Annotated in this window: 15 protein-coding genes; 7 read left to right on the top strand and 8 right to left on the bottom strand. The window is 46.0% G+C overall.

Annotation, left to right across the window (positions count from 1 at the left end; all coding sequences use genetic code 11):
- The first annotated feature begins 121 nt into the window (after nucleotides 1–121).
- Nucleotides 122–937 carry a HipA family kinase gene (locus AAC052_RS12005; protein ID WP_339813530.1) on the top strand — a complete coding sequence of 272 codons (816 nt, stop codon included), beginning with the start codon at nucleotides 122–124 and terminating at the stop codon, nucleotides 935–937.
- A 3-nt stretch (nucleotides 938–940) separates the two neighbouring features.
- On the top strand, nucleotides 941–1,816 hold the full coding sequence (locus AAC052_RS12000; RefSeq protein ID WP_339813527.1) for a hypothetical protein: 876 nt from the start codon (nucleotides 941–943) through the stop codon (nucleotides 1,814–1,816).
- Nucleotides 1,817–2,039: 223 nt separating this feature from the next.
- Here AAC052_RS12000 and AAC052_RS11995 read toward each other — a convergent pair whose 3' ends face one another.
- Nucleotides 2,040–3,059 carry a patatin-like phospholipase family protein gene (locus tag AAC052_RS11995; protein WP_339813524.1) on the bottom strand — a complete coding sequence of 340 codons (1,020 nt, stop codon included), beginning with the start codon at nucleotides 3,057–3,059 and terminating at the stop codon, nucleotides 2,040–2,042.
- A gap of 11 nt (nucleotides 3,060–3,070) precedes the next feature.
- Nucleotides 3,071–3,736: a TIGR02594 family protein gene (locus AAC052_RS11990; protein WP_339813521.1), complete on the bottom strand. Its 666-nt coding sequence runs from the start codon at nucleotides 3,734–3,736 to the stop codon at nucleotides 3,071–3,073.
- 426 nt (nucleotides 3,737–4,162) lie between these two features.
- Here AAC052_RS11990 and AAC052_RS11985 point away from each other — a divergent pair, with 426 nt between their 5' ends.
- Both AAC052_RS11985 and AAC052_RS11980 read left to right on the top strand, forming a co-directional pair.
- On the top strand, nucleotides 4,163–4,558 hold the full coding sequence (locus tag AAC052_RS11985; RefSeq protein ID WP_317489107.1) for a TerB family tellurite resistance protein: 396 nt from the start codon (nucleotides 4,163–4,165) through the stop codon (nucleotides 4,556–4,558).
- Between the two features lie 200 nt (nucleotides 4,559–4,758).
- The gene (locus AAC052_RS11980) at nucleotides 4,759–5,622 is read left to right on the top strand and encodes a hypothetical protein (protein WP_339813520.1); all 864 of its coding nucleotides are present in this window, start codon (nucleotides 4,759–4,761) and stop codon (nucleotides 5,620–5,622) included.
- Here AAC052_RS11980 and AAC052_RS11975 read toward each other — a convergent pair.
- Together AAC052_RS11975 and AAC052_RS11970 are read right to left on the bottom strand one after the other, a co-directional pair.
- Nucleotides 5,612–6,376: an arylamine N-acetyltransferase gene (locus AAC052_RS11975; protein ID WP_339813518.1), complete on the bottom strand. Its 765-nt coding sequence runs from the start codon at nucleotides 6,374–6,376 to the stop codon at nucleotides 5,612–5,614. The two genes, AAC052_RS11980 and AAC052_RS11975, sit on opposite strands and share 11 nt — an antisense overlap.
- Before the next feature lie 84 nt (nucleotides 6,377–6,460).
- Nucleotides 6,461–7,780, bottom strand: a complete 1,320-nt coding sequence (locus AAC052_RS11970) for an amidohydrolase (protein ID WP_339813515.1) — start codon at nucleotides 7,778–7,780, stop codon at nucleotides 6,461–6,463.
- A 292-nt stretch (nucleotides 7,781–8,072) separates the two neighbouring features.
- Here AAC052_RS11970 and AAC052_RS11965 point away from each other — a divergent pair, with 292 nt between their 5' ends.
- Nucleotides 8,073–10,469 carry a penicillin acylase family protein gene (locus AAC052_RS11965; RefSeq protein ID WP_339813513.1) on the top strand — a complete coding sequence of 799 codons (2,397 nt, stop codon included), beginning with the start codon at nucleotides 8,073–8,075 and terminating at the stop codon, nucleotides 10,467–10,469.
- A gap of 571 nt (nucleotides 10,470–11,040) precedes the next feature.
- Here the strand turns inward: AAC052_RS11965 and AAC052_RS11960 are convergent.
- Nucleotides 11,041–13,416: an ABC transporter permease gene (locus AAC052_RS11960; RefSeq protein WP_339813511.1), complete on the bottom strand. Its 2,376-nt coding sequence runs from the start codon at nucleotides 13,414–13,416 to the stop codon at nucleotides 11,041–11,043.
- A 152-nt stretch (nucleotides 13,417–13,568) separates the two neighbouring features.
- Between AAC052_RS11960 and AAC052_RS11955 the strand changes: the two genes are divergently transcribed.
- Nucleotides 13,569–14,993 (top strand): amidohydrolase, encoded by a 1,425-nt coding sequence (locus AAC052_RS11955; RefSeq protein ID WP_339813508.1) that lies wholly within the window; start codon nucleotides 13,569–13,571, stop codon nucleotides 14,991–14,993.
- A gap of 20 nt (nucleotides 14,994–15,013) precedes the next feature.
- On the opposite strand, the gene AAC052_RS11950 is transcribed toward AAC052_RS11955, so the two are convergent.
- The 3 genes from AAC052_RS11950 to AAC052_RS11940 form a co-directional block, all read right to left on the bottom strand.
- A complete protein-coding gene (locus AAC052_RS11950; RefSeq protein ID WP_317489098.1) occupies nucleotides 15,014–15,994 on the bottom strand; it encodes an alpha/beta hydrolase in 981 nt (326 codons plus the stop codon).
- A gap of 164 nt (nucleotides 15,995–16,158) precedes the next feature.
- Nucleotides 16,159–16,647, bottom strand: a complete 489-nt coding sequence (locus AAC052_RS11945) for a methylated-DNA--[protein]-cysteine S-methyltransferase (RefSeq protein ID WP_339813506.1) — start codon at nucleotides 16,645–16,647, stop codon at nucleotides 16,159–16,161.
- A 4-nt stretch (nucleotides 16,648–16,651) separates the two neighbouring features.
- Nucleotides 16,652–17,452 carry a hypothetical protein gene (locus AAC052_RS11940; RefSeq protein ID WP_339813503.1) on the bottom strand — a complete coding sequence of 267 codons (801 nt, stop codon included), beginning with the start codon at nucleotides 17,450–17,452 and terminating at the stop codon, nucleotides 16,652–16,654.
- Nucleotides 17,453–17,709: 257 nt separating this feature from the next.
- On the opposite strand from AAC052_RS11940, the gene AAC052_RS11935 reads away from it, so the two are divergent.
- Nucleotides 17,710–19,248, top strand: a complete 1,539-nt coding sequence (locus AAC052_RS11935; protein ID WP_339813500.1) for a hypothetical protein — start codon at nucleotides 17,710–17,712, stop codon at nucleotides 19,246–19,248.
- Nucleotides 19,249–19,257: the final 9 nt, after the last annotated feature.

Raw genomic sequence — 19,257 nt, 5'->3', positions numbered from 1 at the left:
ATGCTCTGCAACATTCTGTAACAGCCATCGACGATATCTTTTTAGTTGACAATTGAAATATGGATATGATTTTCAATAATTGTAACTATTTTACGAACTAAACCTATGGTAAAACTAACTATTGGCTGATCTTATTCCGATTTATGAGGCAATAGCTTATGAGGACGTCCAGCTTACTGGTGGCACCACAAGGCCATTGGTGTTTTCGGTGATGGGGGATAATATCTTTCCTTATGTTGTCAAAATATTTTCAGCTAATGACAACCGTCAATATTATCCAATCTCAAAGGAGTGCATCGCTTGGATGATTGCCAATGAATTTGAAATTCCACAGCCGAAGTCCGCTATCGTGCATTTTGGAGATGACATCCTTCAATCCATCCCAGTTCATATAAGACAGAGAATTCTTGATAGCGGAGAATACTATCACTACGGTACTGTCTACCACGACGGTGCCAAAATAGCTGACAGTAATTACTTAGGGAAGAAGCTGGAAGGGTGGGAATTGGAACGACTGTTTGGGTTCGACATGCTTATTTATAACATGGATCGAACATTAAGAAAGCCAAACTTGCTTACATGGAATGATGAATATATGATTATTGATCATGAGCTATCCTTTCCTGAAATGATCAAATCAATTACCGAGGAGATTAAAAGAAATGACTTTTCTAGTTTTTATAATAATTCACGGCTTCGATCACATTTATTGATTCCTCCGTTGAAAAAGCTTAGATCTAGGATGCATATGCCATTAAAATATGAAGAGTTTTCTTATTCGTTAGCACGGTTGGATCTCCGGATTTTGGAAAAGTTAAAGGAAAGACTTTTGTCGATAGGGATAAGATCTGATGATTTTGACAGAGTAATACCTTATCTTTCAGCACAGAAAGACAAAATCCCTGCGTTTGTTAAGTCATTGAACAACCTTTTTTAAGCAGTGAGGCAGCCGTTTCAATATAGTGTCATAACATATCAGCACTCTCAAATTACGGGAGAGAGATACCCGGTTGCACTTTTGTTTTTCTTTTCAGAGGATCGCCGTTTTCAGATCAGTTTTCCAGATAGCTTCTCGAAATTGAGTCATTTTCAAGTTGATTTTGACGCTACTTTCATAAAAAAGGTATTAAAAAAATACGAGGAGAAGGTCAATGTCCTGAATTATAGATTAGTCAAAGAAGAGCTAGGCTTTTCTAGCAATGATCTTGCAGAGCTGATCAATGCAGAGTTTATTGTTCCTGATTCTTCTGCGATCAGATTTTCAGAGTTGAAAAGTGGGTTTGTGCCAAACAACCGAGAAAGCCTTGTCATCTACTACGAAAATTTATATTTCAAGAATTACAAGACTGTTGAAATTAAGGATCATGTCAACGAACAGAAAATACTACAACAATTTCACACCAAAGCTCGAAACTCTTTCAAGGAATCGACCGGAAGGTATTTGCGTGAAGTCATAGAGGTTCGTGGAAAGTTTTTTAAGGAGAAGTTTGACTATGGCTGGCAAAATGGAACCTTCAATTTGATAACCCCGCTAAGCTTTGATTTACAAAGAGAGGATTCGATCAAAAGGAAGATTCAACAGCAGATAGGTGTTGTTAGAAATCTGGAGGAGATAATTAAAAAGGATAACCTTAAGCTGGACTTCATTATAGCCAGGCCAACGGGTAAATCTCTTCTTTCAGCCTTCGGTAAGGCGCTAGATGTCTTGCATGATTTTGAGGATAGCAGCCTTGCCAGGGTAATTGAATATGGCGAGCCGTTGGACAGCTATGTCGAAGAAATCAAAAATACAGCAAAGCCATTAATTCAAGAATAACTCACCCTCATTAGGTCCTGGTTTCGCAATCTATTTCGCTTCTTTGTTTAGGTATCTTTGAATTCCTAAGGACACTTTAGTTTCAATTGTAGCGTAATTTTATGTGAAAGAAATAGTGTAAGATTTGACCTAATAACTGTTGCAAATGGTAGAGGCTACCAACATTTCATATAAAACACAAATCCTTTATGTATTCAAAGGTATGTCCTGAAGCAGCTATGCTTCACACCACCGGATGATCCTTCCACGGGCTCTCCGCCTTGATAAACCGCCAGTCAAAATAATCTTTCACGGCCTTGGTGCCACTTTTTGTCAGCTCGTCGATTTTGTGGGCAGGCAAGCTGAAATCTGAGGTGCGCACATCGAGGGTATCAATGAACACCGTCCTGTTCCAGTCTTCCCCCTGGAGGTGGGCTTTGTTGGCGGCCTCCATCATAAAGTCGAGGAGGGCCACGGCGTAGGTTTTCAGGTTTTTGACATCGGCCGGCGGCGTGGCCCAGTCACGTTTCGCATAGGTAATCACGTCTTTGCTGTCGAGCCGGAAGCCGAGGGTTTCCATGTTGAGAATGCTTCCGTCCTTACCGGCCAGAGAGTTAACAGGGTTGGAAACGTACTCCGGCTTGTCAAACAAGTTAACCGGGTAGTTGTAGCTCACGCCGCCATCGACCATCACATTGTTGCCGTTTTTGAACGCCGCAAAAAACACCGGCAGCGACATCGACATGCGCACGACTCTTCTGACCGGGATCGACTTATGAGCCTCATTTTCATGCGAAAATACCTCCGCTTTTTGTTCCGACAGGTTGGTCACGGCCATGTAGAGGTATTTGAAGGCTGTGTTGCCGCCTTTGATGGCATCGTCGAGGTCGCCGAAAGTGAAGTCTTTGGTACCGGTTTGCTTTTTCACGACCTCGCCAATCCAGTCCATAAAGTCGTCGCCTTTGTACCAGCCGAACTTGTTGAACATCCGCATGGCGTTGCCAATCAGCCCGTTGCCATCCTGAAAATCGGCAAAGTTGGTGGTGCTGATCAGCTCGCCTACCTGCGCAGGCGTGCAACCCAGGGCCAACGTGCAGGCATTGATAGCGCCGGCGGAGGTGCCGGCCACCCGCTGCAGGTGATCGAGCATGCCCAGCTTTTGCAGCTCATCGAGCGCACCGCCATAGGCGATGCCTTTTACACCGCCGCCTTCAAATACGAGGTTTCTAAACCCAAATGAGGTTGATTTGTTAGTTTTTGCCATGGTAGGAAAGGTTATGCTTGAAGAAGAGATTCGAGATAGTCTTTGGTTTTTGCGCCATACACGCCGTCAATTTTGAGGAAGCCACTCTGGCTTTGCATCATGCGCAGGGCTTCGGCTGTTTTGTCACCAAAAAAGCCATCAGAAGTGCCGGCATCGAAGCCAGCGATTTTCAGGGCATCCTGCAGCTGCACCACGGCCACTCCCTTGTTGCCCTTTTTAAGAGGAGGCTTAGGAAGAATGAATTGTTTTTCGGTGGTGAGCCTGCGATAGCCAAGCACTTTGGAGGAGTCGAAACCAGAAATGGATACCATATTGGCCTGGTTACCACCCAGGGTGTAGCAGCGGCTGCCATCGGAGGAGGTGCCCATGTAAATCCCGACATGGCCTTCCCACGATTCGATGGCCTTGCGCCAGTAAACGATGATGTCTCCGGGCTCGGGTTGCATAGTCACGGTGCCCACGGCCAGCCAGCTCCGGGCGTTCAGCTTAGTGCTCCGCTTGAGGCCCGCCTTCAGGCAGCACCAGCTCAAAAAAATACTGCACCAGGCAGTTTCATCGTCCTTTACGTCCTGGAATCCCGCCTCACTGGCGTACTGGAGAATGCGTGCATTGTGTGCCTGCCCTGGAATTTCCTTTACGCCAATCTCAGCACAAGCGATCTTTATCAGCTCTTGCATGGTATTGATTTAAAAAATAGTAACAGAAAATTAATCGTTAACCGGTGCTCCCGATATCGGCTATCAGGTCAAAAAATTCTCTCGAATCCAGCAAGTATTCTCCCTTTGTATAGGATGAAGACTTGCTCCGCTATTCATGGGAAGCACCACCACAGGTCAGAGAATGAATATACTACAAAAATCAGAATTAGCGAACCAAGACGGCTTGTTTCAGACGCTTTACTTATGAAAACAGAGGTTTTATGTCAAAAATCAGAATATCTGTTTTATTATTGTACAAAGAAGAGCGGTTAGGGCGGCCAGACTTACCAGCCTAAATCGACCCTCTTCAAACTGAATGTTGTGTACTTCAGGGTTTTTATTTAATTTGAAACAGCATAAAGGCTTACCACTCAAAACAAGTTATTTACGAATCACATTTAATCCATGAGTATCAAAACACACATAAGTGCACTAATCCAACTTGCGTCAGCTGACGATGATTTGGCTGATAAGGAAAGAGAGTTGATTTTTTTAATTGGTGAATCTGGTGGACTAAGCCACAAGCAGATTGAAGAGCTTCTGGAAAATCCTTTGGATCTGAATATTCCAGACAGCCTTAGCGACGACGATAGATTCGAATTGCTCTACAATGTTGTGCAGTTGATGAAGGTTGACAACGAAGTGTTTCTGAGCGAGATCAAATTTTGCGAAGATGTGGCGGAGAAGCTTGGCTTCAGCAGAAAAGTGATTTCAGAGCTTTCGGCGAATATCTATTCCGATCCAGCAATTACTTCAGACAGAACATTGCTGAGACAGAAGGCGATGAAATATAAAAAATGAACTAAACTAACCTATAACCAATTAAAAGCCCGTCACTGACCGGGCTTTTTTTGTGCGCTGACAAAGCCTGCCTCCTAACATTAGCGGAAAGGGCGGAGGTGTTGGACATGTCACCAGCATCCAGCAAAGGGCATTGTTGACAATCAATTAACAAATGCTTGATTTTGAATCAATAGCCGATTCGTTAACTTGTCGTGAATATGGATACCATTGCGTGGAAACCGCTAACCTACCAAAATTTTGAGGCCCTGAGTGTTGCCCGAAAACAGTTACATCAGGCCGTTCAGCAGGTGTCTGTTGTGGGACGAATATACCTTCCCAGGGTGAAGGACGACAAACATGCCAACCTCGTGTGGGTGCCGCAATTCCAAAGGCTGGCCGGTAATTGGGTAGAGGGCTCAACTAAATTTCGGGTTTCTTTGGATCTGGCTAATCTGTCCATTCATTTGGTCGACGACGAGGTAAAGACGATAGGGGAATATGACCTCAAAGGGAAAACGCAGGCCCAGTCGATGGTTTGGCTGGAAGAGCAGCTGGAAGGGTTGGGGCTGGATACGGGCCAGTTCGCCATCAACCTTCCGTATGAAACTCCTGATTACCCCACAGCCCATGGAAAGCCATTTGAGCAAAAGGACGCCCGGGCTTTCGAAGAGCTTGCCTGGTATTTTCACAACGCTGATCATATTTTACGGCCGCTGAAAAGGGAGTTCCCACAGTCCACAGACGTGAGGTGTTGGCCGCATCATTTCGATATAGCTGCACTCATTATTCTGAATGACACAGGCGATCCGGAAACGACCAGCAGTATTGGTATAGGCATGTCTCCTGGCGATCAATTCTATGATCAGCCGTACTTCTACCTTTCTCCCTGGCCATACCCTTCAAGAGATAAGCTTATACCCATGAGTCATGGCAAATGGCACGAGAAAGACTGGCTGGGCGCTGTTTTAACTGCAGAGTCTCTTTTTGACATCGAAGATCCGGCGCAGCAACAAAAGAGAGTTTATGCTTTTTACAAAGAAGGGCTCGATCAATTAGTAAGGCAGCTAAAGCCTAACTTGTAGAGCGGCGAATATTGAAGTGTTCTTCCAGTTTGATGTAAAAGTCATCCTGGTTGAGGAGGTAGTGCTCGGTTCTTTCCCCCCGACTATTCACGATCAACATTTTTTCCGTTAAAGTTTTTCTGCCATCCGGGGTGGCCTGAGTAATCATTTTTCCTTTTCTGAAATGACTTTCAGGGTCAGTTTGCTGATAAACGCAACGGGGGATAAACTCTATAAGTGTTCTTCTTTTTGGTGAGAAGAGGTATTTTTCCTCAAAGGATTGACCGTCATCCGATTCATCCAGCCACCAACCAACATCATCTTTCTTCCTGACTCGGTAAAACTGGTTGAGGCTCATTTGCATGTTCTCTTCCAGCACTTTGAGGGGATAGACCGGCCCTTTGCCATAGCCCACGTCGCAAAGAAACACCTCACCTTCCAACTGCACCAAAATGCACATGTGCTCGAATTCGGGAGAGAGTTTTCCGTCAGGCTTTGGTATTCTGGCCGAAGCCATATAGCAGGTAAACCCCAGCTGGGAAAGCAATGAGTAGAAAAGACCGTTGAGCTCGTAGCAGAAACCACCTCGTTTTTGCTCAATTATTTTTTTATACAACCTCTCGGTATCAAGCAGGATTTCCTTGCCCCAGTGAATATCAAGGTTTTCGAATGGAATATGTAGCAAATGCTGATAATGAAGGTGCTTGAGGAAACGGGCACCTGGAGCCTCCCTGACTGAAACGTCTATCCTGTCTAAGTACTTGTCAATATCCATTTGAAGAAGCTGTTGTTTCAAAAGAGAAACCTTGTGAGGGAGTCCGGCTGCGGTGGAAAAAACCTACCACAGCCGGACTGAAACTTATTTTGGGCTCTCCATGTAGTCAAGCGTTAGAGCGCAAAGAGACTTTATACCCAGCAGCATTCCTTCATCGTCTACATAAAAATCAGGCGTGTGGTGAGAGGCCACTTTTGAGGCGTCCTGCCCCTTTGGCATACCTCCCAGAAAAATGAAAAAGCCAGGCACTTTTTCCTGAAAGAATGAAAAGTCTTCAGCACCTGTGCTGGCGGCCGACAAAATCACATTTTCTTTGCCTGCCACTTCCTCAAGGCTCGGAAGCATTTTGGCTGTTAGTGCGGGATCGTTGTAGGTGATGGGATATCCCTTGTCGATGATAACTTCGGCAGTAGCACCCATGCCTTCGGCTGTATGCGTGGCGATGGAACGTAATCTCTCGTGAATCTGGTCTCTCATGCCATTGTCCAGCGCCCGGATAGTGCCCACGAGCGTCACTTCTTCAGGAATGATATTGCTTCGCACGCCACCATGTATACTACCAAAGGTGACAACGGCAGCTTCCTTGGTCAGCATCATGTTTCGGCTCACGATGGTTTGAGCATTGTTGATGATCTGAGCGGCAGTCACCACCGGGTCGATGCTGCTCCATGGAGCAGAGCCGTGCGCCTGGCGCCCCTTCACTTTGATGGTAAAACTGTTTACGCTGGCCAAGGCTCCGCCTGGCTTATAGCGAATGCTTCCTACTTCGGTGGCTGAGTTGATGTGCAAACCAAAGATGGCATCCACTTTTGGGTTTTCCAGCACCCCTTCCTTCACCATCAGTTCGGCGCCACCCTCTTCACCTTCCGGCGCACCTTCCTCGGCAGGCTGGAAGATGAACTTTACGGTGCCTTTTAATTCGCTCTTCATTTGGCTCAGCACCTCGGCCACGCCCATCAGAATCGCCACGTGGGTGTCGTGTCCGCAGGCGTGCATCACCGGAACTGACTGGCCGTTGTACTCTCCCATTACCTTTGATTTCCAGGGAAGGTCGTTTCTTTCAGGCACCGGAAGGGCATCCATGTCCGCCCTAAGGGCCACTACCGGGCCGGGCTTTCCTCCCACCAGTGTTCCGACAACGCCGGTAATAGCCACACCGGTTTTTACCTCCATACCGAGGCTTTTTAAGTGGGCTGCAATTTTTTCGGCAGTTTTAAACTCTCTGTTTGATAGCTCAGGGTGCTCATGTATGTCGTGTCTCCAATCGATGACTTTGGGCTCTACCTTTTCGGCCAATTGATAGGCTTTTGTTTTCAGCTTCGAACCAGCAGGCGCTGGCGAAATCCACGATTGGCAGGTAAGCATTAATAGGGCCAAAAGGCCAGTGTATACAGTTTTTTTCATACTTGGGTTGGTTTACTTTTGGAAGATAGACAAAAACGTGGTCGTTTATGCGTTTGAATTTTTCAGCGGAAGTATTATTTGACAGATAATATAGACCTGTCTTTTCAGCAAATAGTGAGCTGTCTGATGGAATAAATTCAAAAACCCTTAAATTTCAAAAAACCACCCACATGAAATAGCCATAAGGAATACCATACCCAACGGAAATGAATAAGTGGATCAAAAAGCTAAATATTCATTCTCATTGGTAAAAGCTATTCCATGTGGCCGCTGAGAAACAAATTATATACACATGAAAACCATCAAGAGGCTACTGAAGGGCATCCTGGTCTTGATTATTTTACTAGTCATCTCCTTATATTTTTATCTGCAGCACATTAAGCCAAAATACAAGGGCGACTTGACCCTAAGCCCGCTTGAAAACAAAGCGGAGGTGTGGTTTGACAGCTATGGCATTCCGCACATCTATGCGGAAAACAAAGGTGATCTCTACTTGGCCATGGGCTACCTTCATGCCCAGGAGAGGCTGTTTCAAATGGAGCTGGTGAGGAGGATTGCGCCAGGGAAGTTGTCGGAAATACTTGGGAAAGATCTTTTGCCGACCGATAAGTTTTTTCGCACGTTGGGAATACATCTTTCCTCGCAGGAAGCGGCGCAGAAGCTGCGAACCCAAACCACTAACCCCACGCTGAAAGAAGCAGAGGCTTATCTCAGAGGGATCAATGAATTTTTGGAAAAGGGCCCAACACCCTTGGAGTATGAGCTGCTTGGTATTGAAAAAACGCCTTTTACCCTGGAGGATATTTATAACGCCGTAGGTTATATGTCGTTTAGTTTTGCAGCGGCGCATAAAACCGACCCACTGGTGAGCTTTATTAATGCCGAACTCGGTGCCAGCTACCTGAAAGACCTGGGGCTAAAAGCAGACACCACCAGACAAATGATCCCGAGCTATTTTGGAGATCCCATTGGCTTGAATGAAAAGTCTTCCGCTATGCTGCTGGAAATGCTTAACCAATTGCCAGTGTCTCCTTTCATAGGCAGCAACGGTTGGGTATTGGGGCCGTCAAAGACAAAGTCTGGCAAGGTGCTTTTTGCCAATGACCCTCATATTGGATTCTCTCAGCCTTCTGTGTGGTACGAGGCGTATCTGGAAACGCCCGACTTTCAACTTTACGGTTACCACCTGGCTGGCTACCCCTTCGCAATTTTGGGACACAATCGTCAGGTGGCTGTTGGCCTGACCATGCTCGAAAATGATGATGTTGACTTTTTCAGAGAAACGGAAAACGAAGCCGATAGCAATCAGTACCTTTACAAAGGGGAATGGAAAAGGTTTGACTATCGGGACGAAATAATCAAAGTTAAAGACGAGGAAGACATAGTTTTTCAAGTGAAAACCTCCCTCCACGGCCCCGTTGTCAATGGAGTGTTGGGCGAGATAGTTGGGCCTGATCCGGTAGCCATGTGGTGGACATACAACAAACTCCCCAATCAGGTGCTGGATGCCACTCGCAAGCTAAACAATGCGCAGTCGCCGGGCGATGTTACCGACGCTCTCAAGCTTATACATGCCCCAGGCCTCAATGTGATGTACGGAGATGCCAAAGGAAATGTGGCCTGGTGGGCAACTGCACGTTTGATAAAACGGCCAGAGCACGTCAATTCCTTCACCATTCTTAACGGATCCACAGGGGAAGATGACCCGCTTGGCTACTTCGATTTTGCCGAGAATCCCCATTCTGTGAACCCACCAATGGGCTATGTATTTTCTGCCAACAACCAGCCTGACAGTGTAAATGGTTACTATTACCCGGGCTACTATTTGCCGGAGGACAGGGCCAGAAGGATAAGGCAACTGATCGACAGCAAAAACGATTGGGATAGCGAGGATGTAAAAAAAATGCTGATGGATGAGACTTCGCCAGCTGTGACTCAAAATATTGGCGTGCTGCTAACGGCAATGGCGAACGCATCTTTATTAGGAAATGATCAAAAAGCACTCGAGCTGCTGCGAGCCTGGGATGGCAAGTTTGGTGGGCAAAGTGCTGCGCCGATTATCTACACCAGGTGGCTGTACACCATTTTGGAAAATGCAATGAAAGATGAGTTGGGCCAGGACAAGTTTGACCTCTTCATGTCAACTACTGACCTCAGGAAGCGAACCTTTCCACTTCTCATTGCCAACGATAGTTCTTCCTGGTGGTACAATGCCGACAAGAAAACTGTTGAACCCCGGCAGGATGTGATTTACGGAGCGCTCATAAGTGCAGTGGCCTCGCTGGAAGACGACCTGGGGAAGAACATCGACAAATGGAAATGGGAGAATATCCATACGCTAACACATAACCATGCCCTGGGGGTGGTGCCGCTGCTGGGAAAGGTTTTAAACGTAGGCGATTTCCATGTTTCTTCAGGCGAGGAGGTGATCAACAACTGGGGCTATCCTGTCACAAGCGAAAACAAGTACAGGGTGTCGTTTGGGCCAAGCACACGGCGAGTTGTCGATTTTTCAGACATAGAAAACTCGGAGAGCATTTTGCCCACTGGCCAGAGCGGCGTTTTTCACAGCAGACATTACGATGACCAGGCCCAAATGTATGTAGAGGGGAAGTTCAGGAAGATGACCATCAACAAAAAAGAGCTCACCACTAGTGGCAAGCTCCTTATGCTACTTCCCGACAAATAATAGGTCGGTAACCGTTCGGTTTACTTCATTTGAGAGTAAACCTTTGCCTGAGATTGTGGAGTCTCCTTAACATTGATGGCTAAAGACACGATTAGTACTCCTAAAAGAATAGCCACAAGGGCCGAAACATTTTTTCTGGAACCAAACATTTTAATAACTCCCTTCGTCTTCTTATTTCCTGTTGACAGTTGCCAACCATTGTTGTTTAGCGTTGCGCCAAAATTCATAAACACCTCACTCTTAATATTACAGTTACCATAACGAAACAACACATCGTTTTGTTTCAGTGCAAAATTACTAATACAAACAGAATAATTATAAATAATGTAAGAAATATTCAAAACAATTCATTGCAATCGTTTGCTTCAACTTATAAGAGGCGTAGCTGAGACAAAATAATTTATCCACCTCTTTTTCAGAAGGTTGCATAAGGCTGGTTAAAGCATGATAAACCTCCGATTTAAAGATTTTTGCCATAAATCATCTGACCAAAGCACCCAGCTCGTGTTGGAATGTAAGGTTTCATCAACCAGGGTCGTTTTAAGGACAACTGCCTCCATAGGGAGCCGGTCTATTCGTACCTCAAACTGTCAACCGGATTTTTCCTTGCCGCAGCAAAAACTCTCAAAAAGGAGGTAGATCCTGCAACAGCCATAATGATAAGAAACGGCACAAGAAAGCTGACCGGCCCAATTGGTTTATAGAACTTAAAAATGGATTCGATCAACATGTCGGTGAGATAGTAGCCGCCTACTGCACCCAAGGCGCTGGCTACCACCACCATTAAAAGAAAGCTTTTGCTTATGAGCCAAAGAATCTGCGGAATTTCGGCTCCCATCACCTTTCTTATGCCAATTTCTTTCACCCGCTTGATCACATTAAGTGATATGAGGGTAAATAGGCCAATCACCGACAGCAACACGCTGACGACGCCAAGAAAAACGAAGATGATGACAATATTTGCATTGACTTCATGGGCTTCTTTGAGAGTATCCTCCTGGTAAAAGCCGTTGAAGGGCTTGTCTGGAAACAGGTCCAGCCAGTTTTGTTCCATGGCCTTGTAACTCTCTACAATTTTGTCTCCTGCTACCCGAGCGATGAGAAAGTTGACATTATCTTCTCTGGAAAGCCTGAAGGCATAGGGCTCAATAGGGGAAAAGAAGTTGTCGGAATAAAAATTTTTGATCACGCCAACCACAGTTAAGTGGAGCGTATCGCTGATGGATACTCTTTGGCCGACAGCTTCCTTCCAACCAAACGCCTCCACAAACTTTTCGTTAACAATGATGGAACCAAGTCTGTCGCTTTCGGCAAGGTCTTTTCCAAAAGGCCTCCCTTCAGCCATTTCCAAATCCATGGTTTCGAAGTACTCGGGGCCAAAGTCCATCATCATCACTTCCCGTTCCACATCACCCGATTTGATAGTTCTGCCGTAGTTCCAAAAACCAATATGACTGGCAGAGGCCGCCAGGCTAACGATGTCGGGGTTCTTTTCCATCGCCGATCTTAGCGTGGTGTATTCCTGCAGCGAACTCACCCTGGCGCCTATTACGCTTTCCTTTTCAAACCCCATGTCGGCATTCTCCTGAAAAATGGCATTTTGATAAAAGGCCATACTTGCCACCAGGGCCATAATAGTGAAGGCAAATTGCATCATCAACAGCCCTCGTGAAAGAGAACTTGTGGTACCTACTTTCAGGTTGCCTCTCAAGATCTTCACCGGTTCGTAGCGGCTCACATAAATCGATGGGTAGGCTCCAGCGATAATCGCTGTCAATATCATAAGGCCAACCAGAAACAGGTAAATCTCGGTGTTTTGAGAGAGGTCGAGTGTCAGCGTCATGCCTTCCCACATAGCACTGTAGGCAGGCACAAGAAACGAAGCAAGGCCCAGAGCAACTACAATGGCCAATAAGCACAGAACAAGGTTTTCGGCCATAAATTGCATAATAAGCTGCTGCCTGTTGCCGCCAATTACTTTTCTGATACCGATCTCCTTAAGTCGCTTGCTGGAGGTGGCAATGGAGGTGTTAGTAAAATTGAAGCATGCGATGAGAAGTATGAGTGCCGACATCACAATGGGAGCAATAATGGCCGCCGGGTGCATGGCTTGAGGAAACCAGTACGAATAGATATCCCGGCCGGAGAAAGGCATGTCTGGCATGTGCTCCAAATAAAACGACCCTATCAGCCAATCGGGCCTGGCCTGATTTTGTTCCGGCACATATTTGGTAAGAAAGGAAGCTACTTCGTCAGGAGCAAAGCCATTTTTTGAGAAAAGAAACGTGCCGCCGACAAAACTAGTCCAGCTATTATTGGCTATTTTGTTGAGATCCAGGAAGTTTTCAAAAACAGTGATAGCGTCAAACCGAAAGGTTGAGTTCTCAGGCATGCTTTCGAGTACTCCACCCACAATAAACTCCCTGGTTTTTTCATCGGATGTCACCAGGGTAATAATCTTACCAGTGGCGCTTTCGTCACCAAAATAGGCTGTGGCCATTTCTTCAGAAAGGAGGAGCTGCGACTTATTATGAAAACTGTCGAAAGAACCCTCCTTCATTTTGAAAGAGAAAACGTCAAAGAAGTTGGGGTCTGCAAATGTTATGTACCTGTTGAAAACCTTTCGGTCGACCTTTAATATATAAGAATCGCCAGTAACCCTCACTACTTCATCTACCTGGGGGACGTCCTGAGTTATTCTTGGCCCCAATGCAACAGGTGTGATGCCATAGGGAACAGGCTGCCCTTGCACGTCTTTGTTGATTTGCACTTTGTAGATGTTTTCCCTGTTAACATGCTGTTTGTCAAAATCATAGGCAAACCGGGTATTCAGGTAGGCGATGATGCAGCAGGCCATGGAGATTCCGAGCCCCAGCACGTTGATGAAAACGTAAAGCTTGTTGCGACGCAGGTTTCGGACGGTGAGTTTGAGGTAGTTCTTAAACATGATGAGTCTTTGATGGAAATAAATTAAAGACGCCAAAATATGCCCGGGGTTGCATTGGCGCCTTGTATTTACTTTTTCGACCTTAGACGAAAGTGCTATTTTTTGGTGCGGCTTTTCCTGCTTATTTTATCCAATCAATTAAACCTATCACTATGAAGAGGATTCTACCAGTCGTTTTTCTTTTGTCGTTAGCCGTAACAGGCTTTGCCCAAAAAGACAAGGATAATATCATGCGCAACATTGATCAGAAAGAGGATTTATATAGCAAAACTGCTCTCGACATCTGGTCGTACGCTGAAGTTGGCTATCAGGAATACAAGAGCTCAGAGGCTTTGCAAAAAGTGTTGGCAGATGCAGGCTTTAAGGTCGAAAGCGGCGTTGCCGGCATTCCAACTGCTTTCACGGCTAGTTTCGGAAATGGCAAGCCCGTGATAGCCATACTTGGCGAATTTGATGCCCTGCCAGGACTTAGCCAGGCGGCTGTACCGGAGAAGTCTCCGATAGAGGGGGGAATAGCTGGCCATGCATGCGGGCATCATTTGTTTGGGGTGGCATCTGCCGCTGCCGCTATTTCTCTTAAAGATTGGCTGGCTTCCTCCAAGAACTCCGGCACCATCAGATTTTATGGTACGCCAGCCGAGGAGGGCGGCTCAGGAAAGGTGTACATGGTGAGAGAAGGCTTATTCAACGATGTGGATGCCGTCATTAACTGGCACCCCGCAAGTGTGAACAGCGCCAGCCCTGGTACATCATTGGCCAACAAAACTGGCAAGTTCAGATTTTATGGAATTGCCTCTCATGCGGCGGCGGCTCCCGAAAGAGGACGGTCAGCGTTGGACGCCGTGGAAGCTATGGACATGATGGTGAACATGATGAGAGAGCATATTAAAGAGGATGCAAGGATACATTACGTGATTACCAATGGTGGCACAGCGCCGAACGTTGTTCCTGACTTTGCGGAGGCCTACTATTATGTTCGCCATAAAGACAACGACGAAGTAAAGGACATGTGGAACCGCCTGGAAAACGCCGCTAAAGGGGCTGCCCTCGGCACAGATACAAGGGTCGAAATAGAAGTAACCGGAGGTGTTTACAGCCTGTTGCCCAACGAAACGCTGGCCAAAATCATGCAGACTAACCTGGAAAAAGTAGGAGGCTACACCTACTCTGCCGAGGAAAAAGCTTTTGCTGAAAAACTATCTACTACGCTTGGCAAGAGTGCCATGCCGCTGGATTACACACAAAAAATCATGCCCTATGAGATGAGGGCTGGAAGCGCTTCTACCGATGTAGGCGATGTTAGCTGGAACGTGCCCACCGTAGGCCTTGCCGCAGCTACCTGGGTGCCGGGCACTGCGGCTCATAGTTGGCAGGCAGTTGCCAGTGGCGGCACGTCAATCGGTGTTAAGGGAATGATGGTGGCTGCAAAGGCGATGGCCATAACAGGCTACGATCTGTTCAAATCCCCTAAAGTACTTGAGCAGGCCAAGGCAGAGTTTAACACTAAAAGAGGCACTGACTTTGTTTACGACCCTTTGTTGGGCAACAGGCCGCCAGCCCTTGATTACAGAAAATAACTCTTGAATGGGTCGTTTTCCTATCGATTATTACCTCTTCTCACTTCCTGAGAATTAGCAAAGATGAAAGGGAAATGGAACGGAGAATCTTCCTGAAGAAACTGAATGGCGTCGGCTACAGTTTCCTCAGGAATTTCTTCCATAGGAACGTGACCGGCATTCTCATAAATCTTTACAACTGAGTGAGAAATACTTGTAGCAAAGGAGTCAGCTACGTTGTACGGAATCCATTTGTCGTGCTTTCCCCATTGAATCAAGGTTTTCTGTTTTATTTTCGAAAGCTCATCGCTTCTGTCTATATGTGCAGTATTCATTCGGTATATGAAAGCCCGGCGATTGCCTTCTCTGCGGCAAAGGGATTGGTACCTTTCCACAAGGTCTTCATCAATTTTCGAGTCGTCATAGTACACCTCTTCGAGATTGTTTCTCACCATAAACCTTGGCGTTGAAAACCTCAGAAATGTATTGAAGCCTGGTGCCTTGGCGAGCCTGAAAATAAATGGTGGGGGGGCATCATTTGGATAGCCGGCTGCATCGATCAGAATCAGCTTTTCAACTCTTTCGGGATAATCGATGGTAAAATTCCACGCAATTTCCCCGCCGAGAGAGTTACCAGCAATATAGCAACGACCCAACCCCACAGTGCTAATGAATTTCTCCAGAAACTCACTGTAGTGTTTCATGGAATAGTCATTGTCCGGGAATGGGCCTGTTAGTCCAAAACCAGGGAGATCGATGCGCACCACCTGATAATACTGCGAAAGCTCCTGCGACCACTTGTCCCAGGTTTGCAGCGATGAGGCAGTGCCATGAAGAAGAATGATTGGAAATCCTTTTCCTTCCGATTTATAGTGAATAGGCTGGCCATCAATTTTCACGAATCGGGACGTTCTTCCTGCATACTTTATCGATAGGTCTTCAAGCGACAAGTCGGCACGGAAAAGCGCCATGAAAACGCCTATCGTGAATAGTACCAGCGAAACTAAGGTCTTTTTAAACATACCGTGATCCTTTACTTATCCCTCTCTGCACTAATAATGCCAAATTAATTCATTCGAAAACGAATCGTAGGAAGCAGGTAGATTTTCATCAAAAATACTCGAAAACAAGTATAGCTGGTCAAATATTGGTTCAAATGTAATCAAAAATATAATGCTGCTAACGGTTAAAACTTAATCATACCCTGTTTGTACTGGTAATTAGGGTGTTTTTCATGACCTAAAAGCAACTCTTTTCTCCACAGCCCGCCGCCAAATCCAACCAACTTTTGATCTGTTCCAATCACCCTATGGCAAGGAATAACGATTGGCAAAGGGTTTTTTCCGTTGGCACTTGCTGCTGCTCTGATACACTTCGCATCTCCCAAAAAAGTAGCTTGCTGAAGATAAGACCAGCTGGTACCGTAAGGTATCTTTCCCAATGCCTCCCAAACCCGCAACTGAAAATCAGTTCCGATAGGCTTCAGCGGCAGATCAAAAAACTCAAGCTTACCATTAAAATAGGCTTGAAGCTGCTTAACAGACTCTTTTAACAGAGAATCGGTTGGAAGAGAACAAACTTCCTGCTCATTAATAAAGTCAATCCGCAATAGGTAACCCCCAGCAGCAGAAAGCTTTAGTTGACCAACCGGGCTTTGAATGACGCATTGATTCAATAAACTACAGGATTATTGGGCTAAACTCAGTGAATGACCCTTCCGGAACAGTCTCCAAAACGCTTATCTCAGTGATTTGTCGCTGACCTCTGTCACCGGATAGAAGAATTTTACCATAGGGCTTGTAGTTGACCCATGGAAGCACAAAGTTAGGCTCGTCCTGATAGGCATCTTTGTAGTAAGCCCATTGAGTTATCAGGCTTTGTTCCATATCAACATATACTTTGTAGCCGTTGTCGGGCGTCACACCCACTCCTTTAAACAGCAGGCTTAGCACATGGGCGTTGCGGCCATCCATTGTTGTGTCTTCGCCAACGTATTGCAGAGTTACGCCGCTGTCTTTTAGCTTAAATGGCATGAAAAGCCAGTAGGAGTCATTGATCCACCAGGACTTGCCTCTCTCAAGATATTTTGAAAGGGAGTCGGGGCTGGTAAACTCCTGGCCTTTCTTCATTACCCGGCCTGTCATGGTATTGATGTTCATTAAAATAATGGTGGAGTCTCTTGGTGCCTCAATTCTCACATCACCAGTTTGCTTGTCCCATAGGTGCTTGCGGGCACCAAAGAAATTCCATGCAAGGAACCGGGTGGCGTCCCAGTTGTTTCGCCCTCCCATGCTGGTCATCACATCATCGGCAAGTTTAATGGCAACAGGATCTGAGTTTTTTTCATCGAAGCCTTCAGCAGGTGGGTTCTCGACAAACTCACTTTGGCCGTCATTGGTCTCTTTTGTTGAAGGAGTGCAGCTGGTGATGTACCCAATGACAACAGCTGAAAATAAGGCAAGCTTAATTGTGTTTTTCATTTCGTGACGTGCTTAGTCGGTGGTTCGAATTCCTAAATTTCATTTAAGATAGCCCAAAATCCAATGGCACTGAAAACTTTGATATAAAAATGAATAATCGAATTGAACGGTTGGCTACAAACATTCTCCGGTTGGCTACATAGCCGTTTACTTTCGTCGGTCATTTACCGTTCATTGTATCATCAACTCAAAATGAATTTCCAAGAATTGCTTCCTGTCAGAACGTTTGGATAGTGAAGCTTAAAAAGGACAAACTTATGAAAACGCTAATGATGAAAATTTTTGCAACGGTGGCAGTATTCTGCTTTGCTGTTGTGGCGGTCCAGGCTGCCGGGGAGGACTCCCTCAAAACGAAGACCTACAGAAATGACTTCAAAATTGTTGGGAACGCTTCCAGCCTGGAGATAAAAGTAAGGGGCTCAGTCAAAGTAAATGATGCCGATACCGAAGTGACGGCCATTACGCCCGGTGGCTATCTAACAATAAGAAAAACAACTTTTGGCAACAAAAAGGAACTCACGATCAGCAGCAACGATGCAGGGCAGCTGTCTTACGAGTTTTATGATAACAGAACCCAAATCAACTTCGAGCCGGAAGGAAGAAAATGGCTGGCTGATGTTCTCCTCGATGTGATTCACTCCACCGGCGTGGCGGCTGAAGACAGGGTAAGGAGGTTCTACAGGAAGGGCGGCGTTGATGCTGTGATTGACGAAATAGAGGAGATCAACAGCTCAAGCGGTAAGGGAGAATACTTTTCGTTCCTGTTGGAAACCAATGGGCTCTCTGAAGCCGGGCTGTCTAAAATTGCTCTCGCCATTGGCAGAGATATTCCCTCCAGTTCAACCAGAGGCGAGCTGCTCAGGGAATATGACTACAAGTTTTTTTCGAACAGCAAGAGTGCCGCCGCTTATTTCGAGGCAGTTAACAATATCCCGTCGAGTTCAGAGTCGGCATATACATTGCGCCATGCGTTACAAAAGCATAAACTGGAAACGTCTACCAAAATTGCATTGCTCGATGCGGTGGATCACATTCCATCGAGCTCAGAACGGGGGTCTGTGTTAAGACTGTACAACAGGCAGTTTGATAAGGATCAGCGCATACAGGATAAATACTTTGACGTGGTCGATGATATTCCTTCGAGTTCGGAAAGGGGAAGTGTTTTGAGAGATCTGATGAGGGACGAGAACCTGGAAGCTTATACTTTTAGCAAAGTGCTGTCATCTGTCAGGCAGATTCCTTCCAGCTCCGAACAGGGAGAAGTGCTTAAATACGCTATTGATAACTCCAGCCAACTTTCAAATGAGCTGTTTGGTGAACTCGCTTCTACCATCAGCCGAATTGCCAGTAGCTCCACACAGGGCGAAGTTTTGAAGTTCGCTATTATCGAAAAAGAACCAACACCGTCGCAGCTGGTGCCATTGATCAAAGCCGTGCAGAGCATTGCCAGCAGTTCTACTCAGGGCGAGGTTTTAAGAGCTGCGTCGGCCAAAATGCGCAACGACCCCCAGCTCAGCGATCTTATTTTTGAAACAGTCACAAGGATACCAAGCTCTTCGGAACAAGGAAATGTTTTGCTAACTTTCATGAAAGACGGTAACGTACATCCCGATTTTCTTATGAAAGTAATTGACGCATCTGAACATATCGCTTCCTCGTCGTCGAGAGGAGACGTGCTGGTGAAAGTAGCTGAAGTTATGCCAAGAAATGACACATTCAGAAAAGCTGTATCGGAATCTGCCTCTAAAATACCTTCGAGCAGCGAGTACCGCAGGGTGATGGAGAAACTTTATTAAGCACCATAG

This window comes from uncultured Imperialibacter sp. (assembly GCF_963974565.1).
In the GTDB taxonomy this organism is placed as follows: Bacteria; Bacteroidota; Bacteroidia; order Cytophagales; family Cyclobacteriaceae; genus Imperialibacter; species Imperialibacter roseus.
The sequence above is the reverse complement of the archived record's forward strand: the minus strand, read 5'-3'. Positions and strand labels throughout refer to the sequence as shown.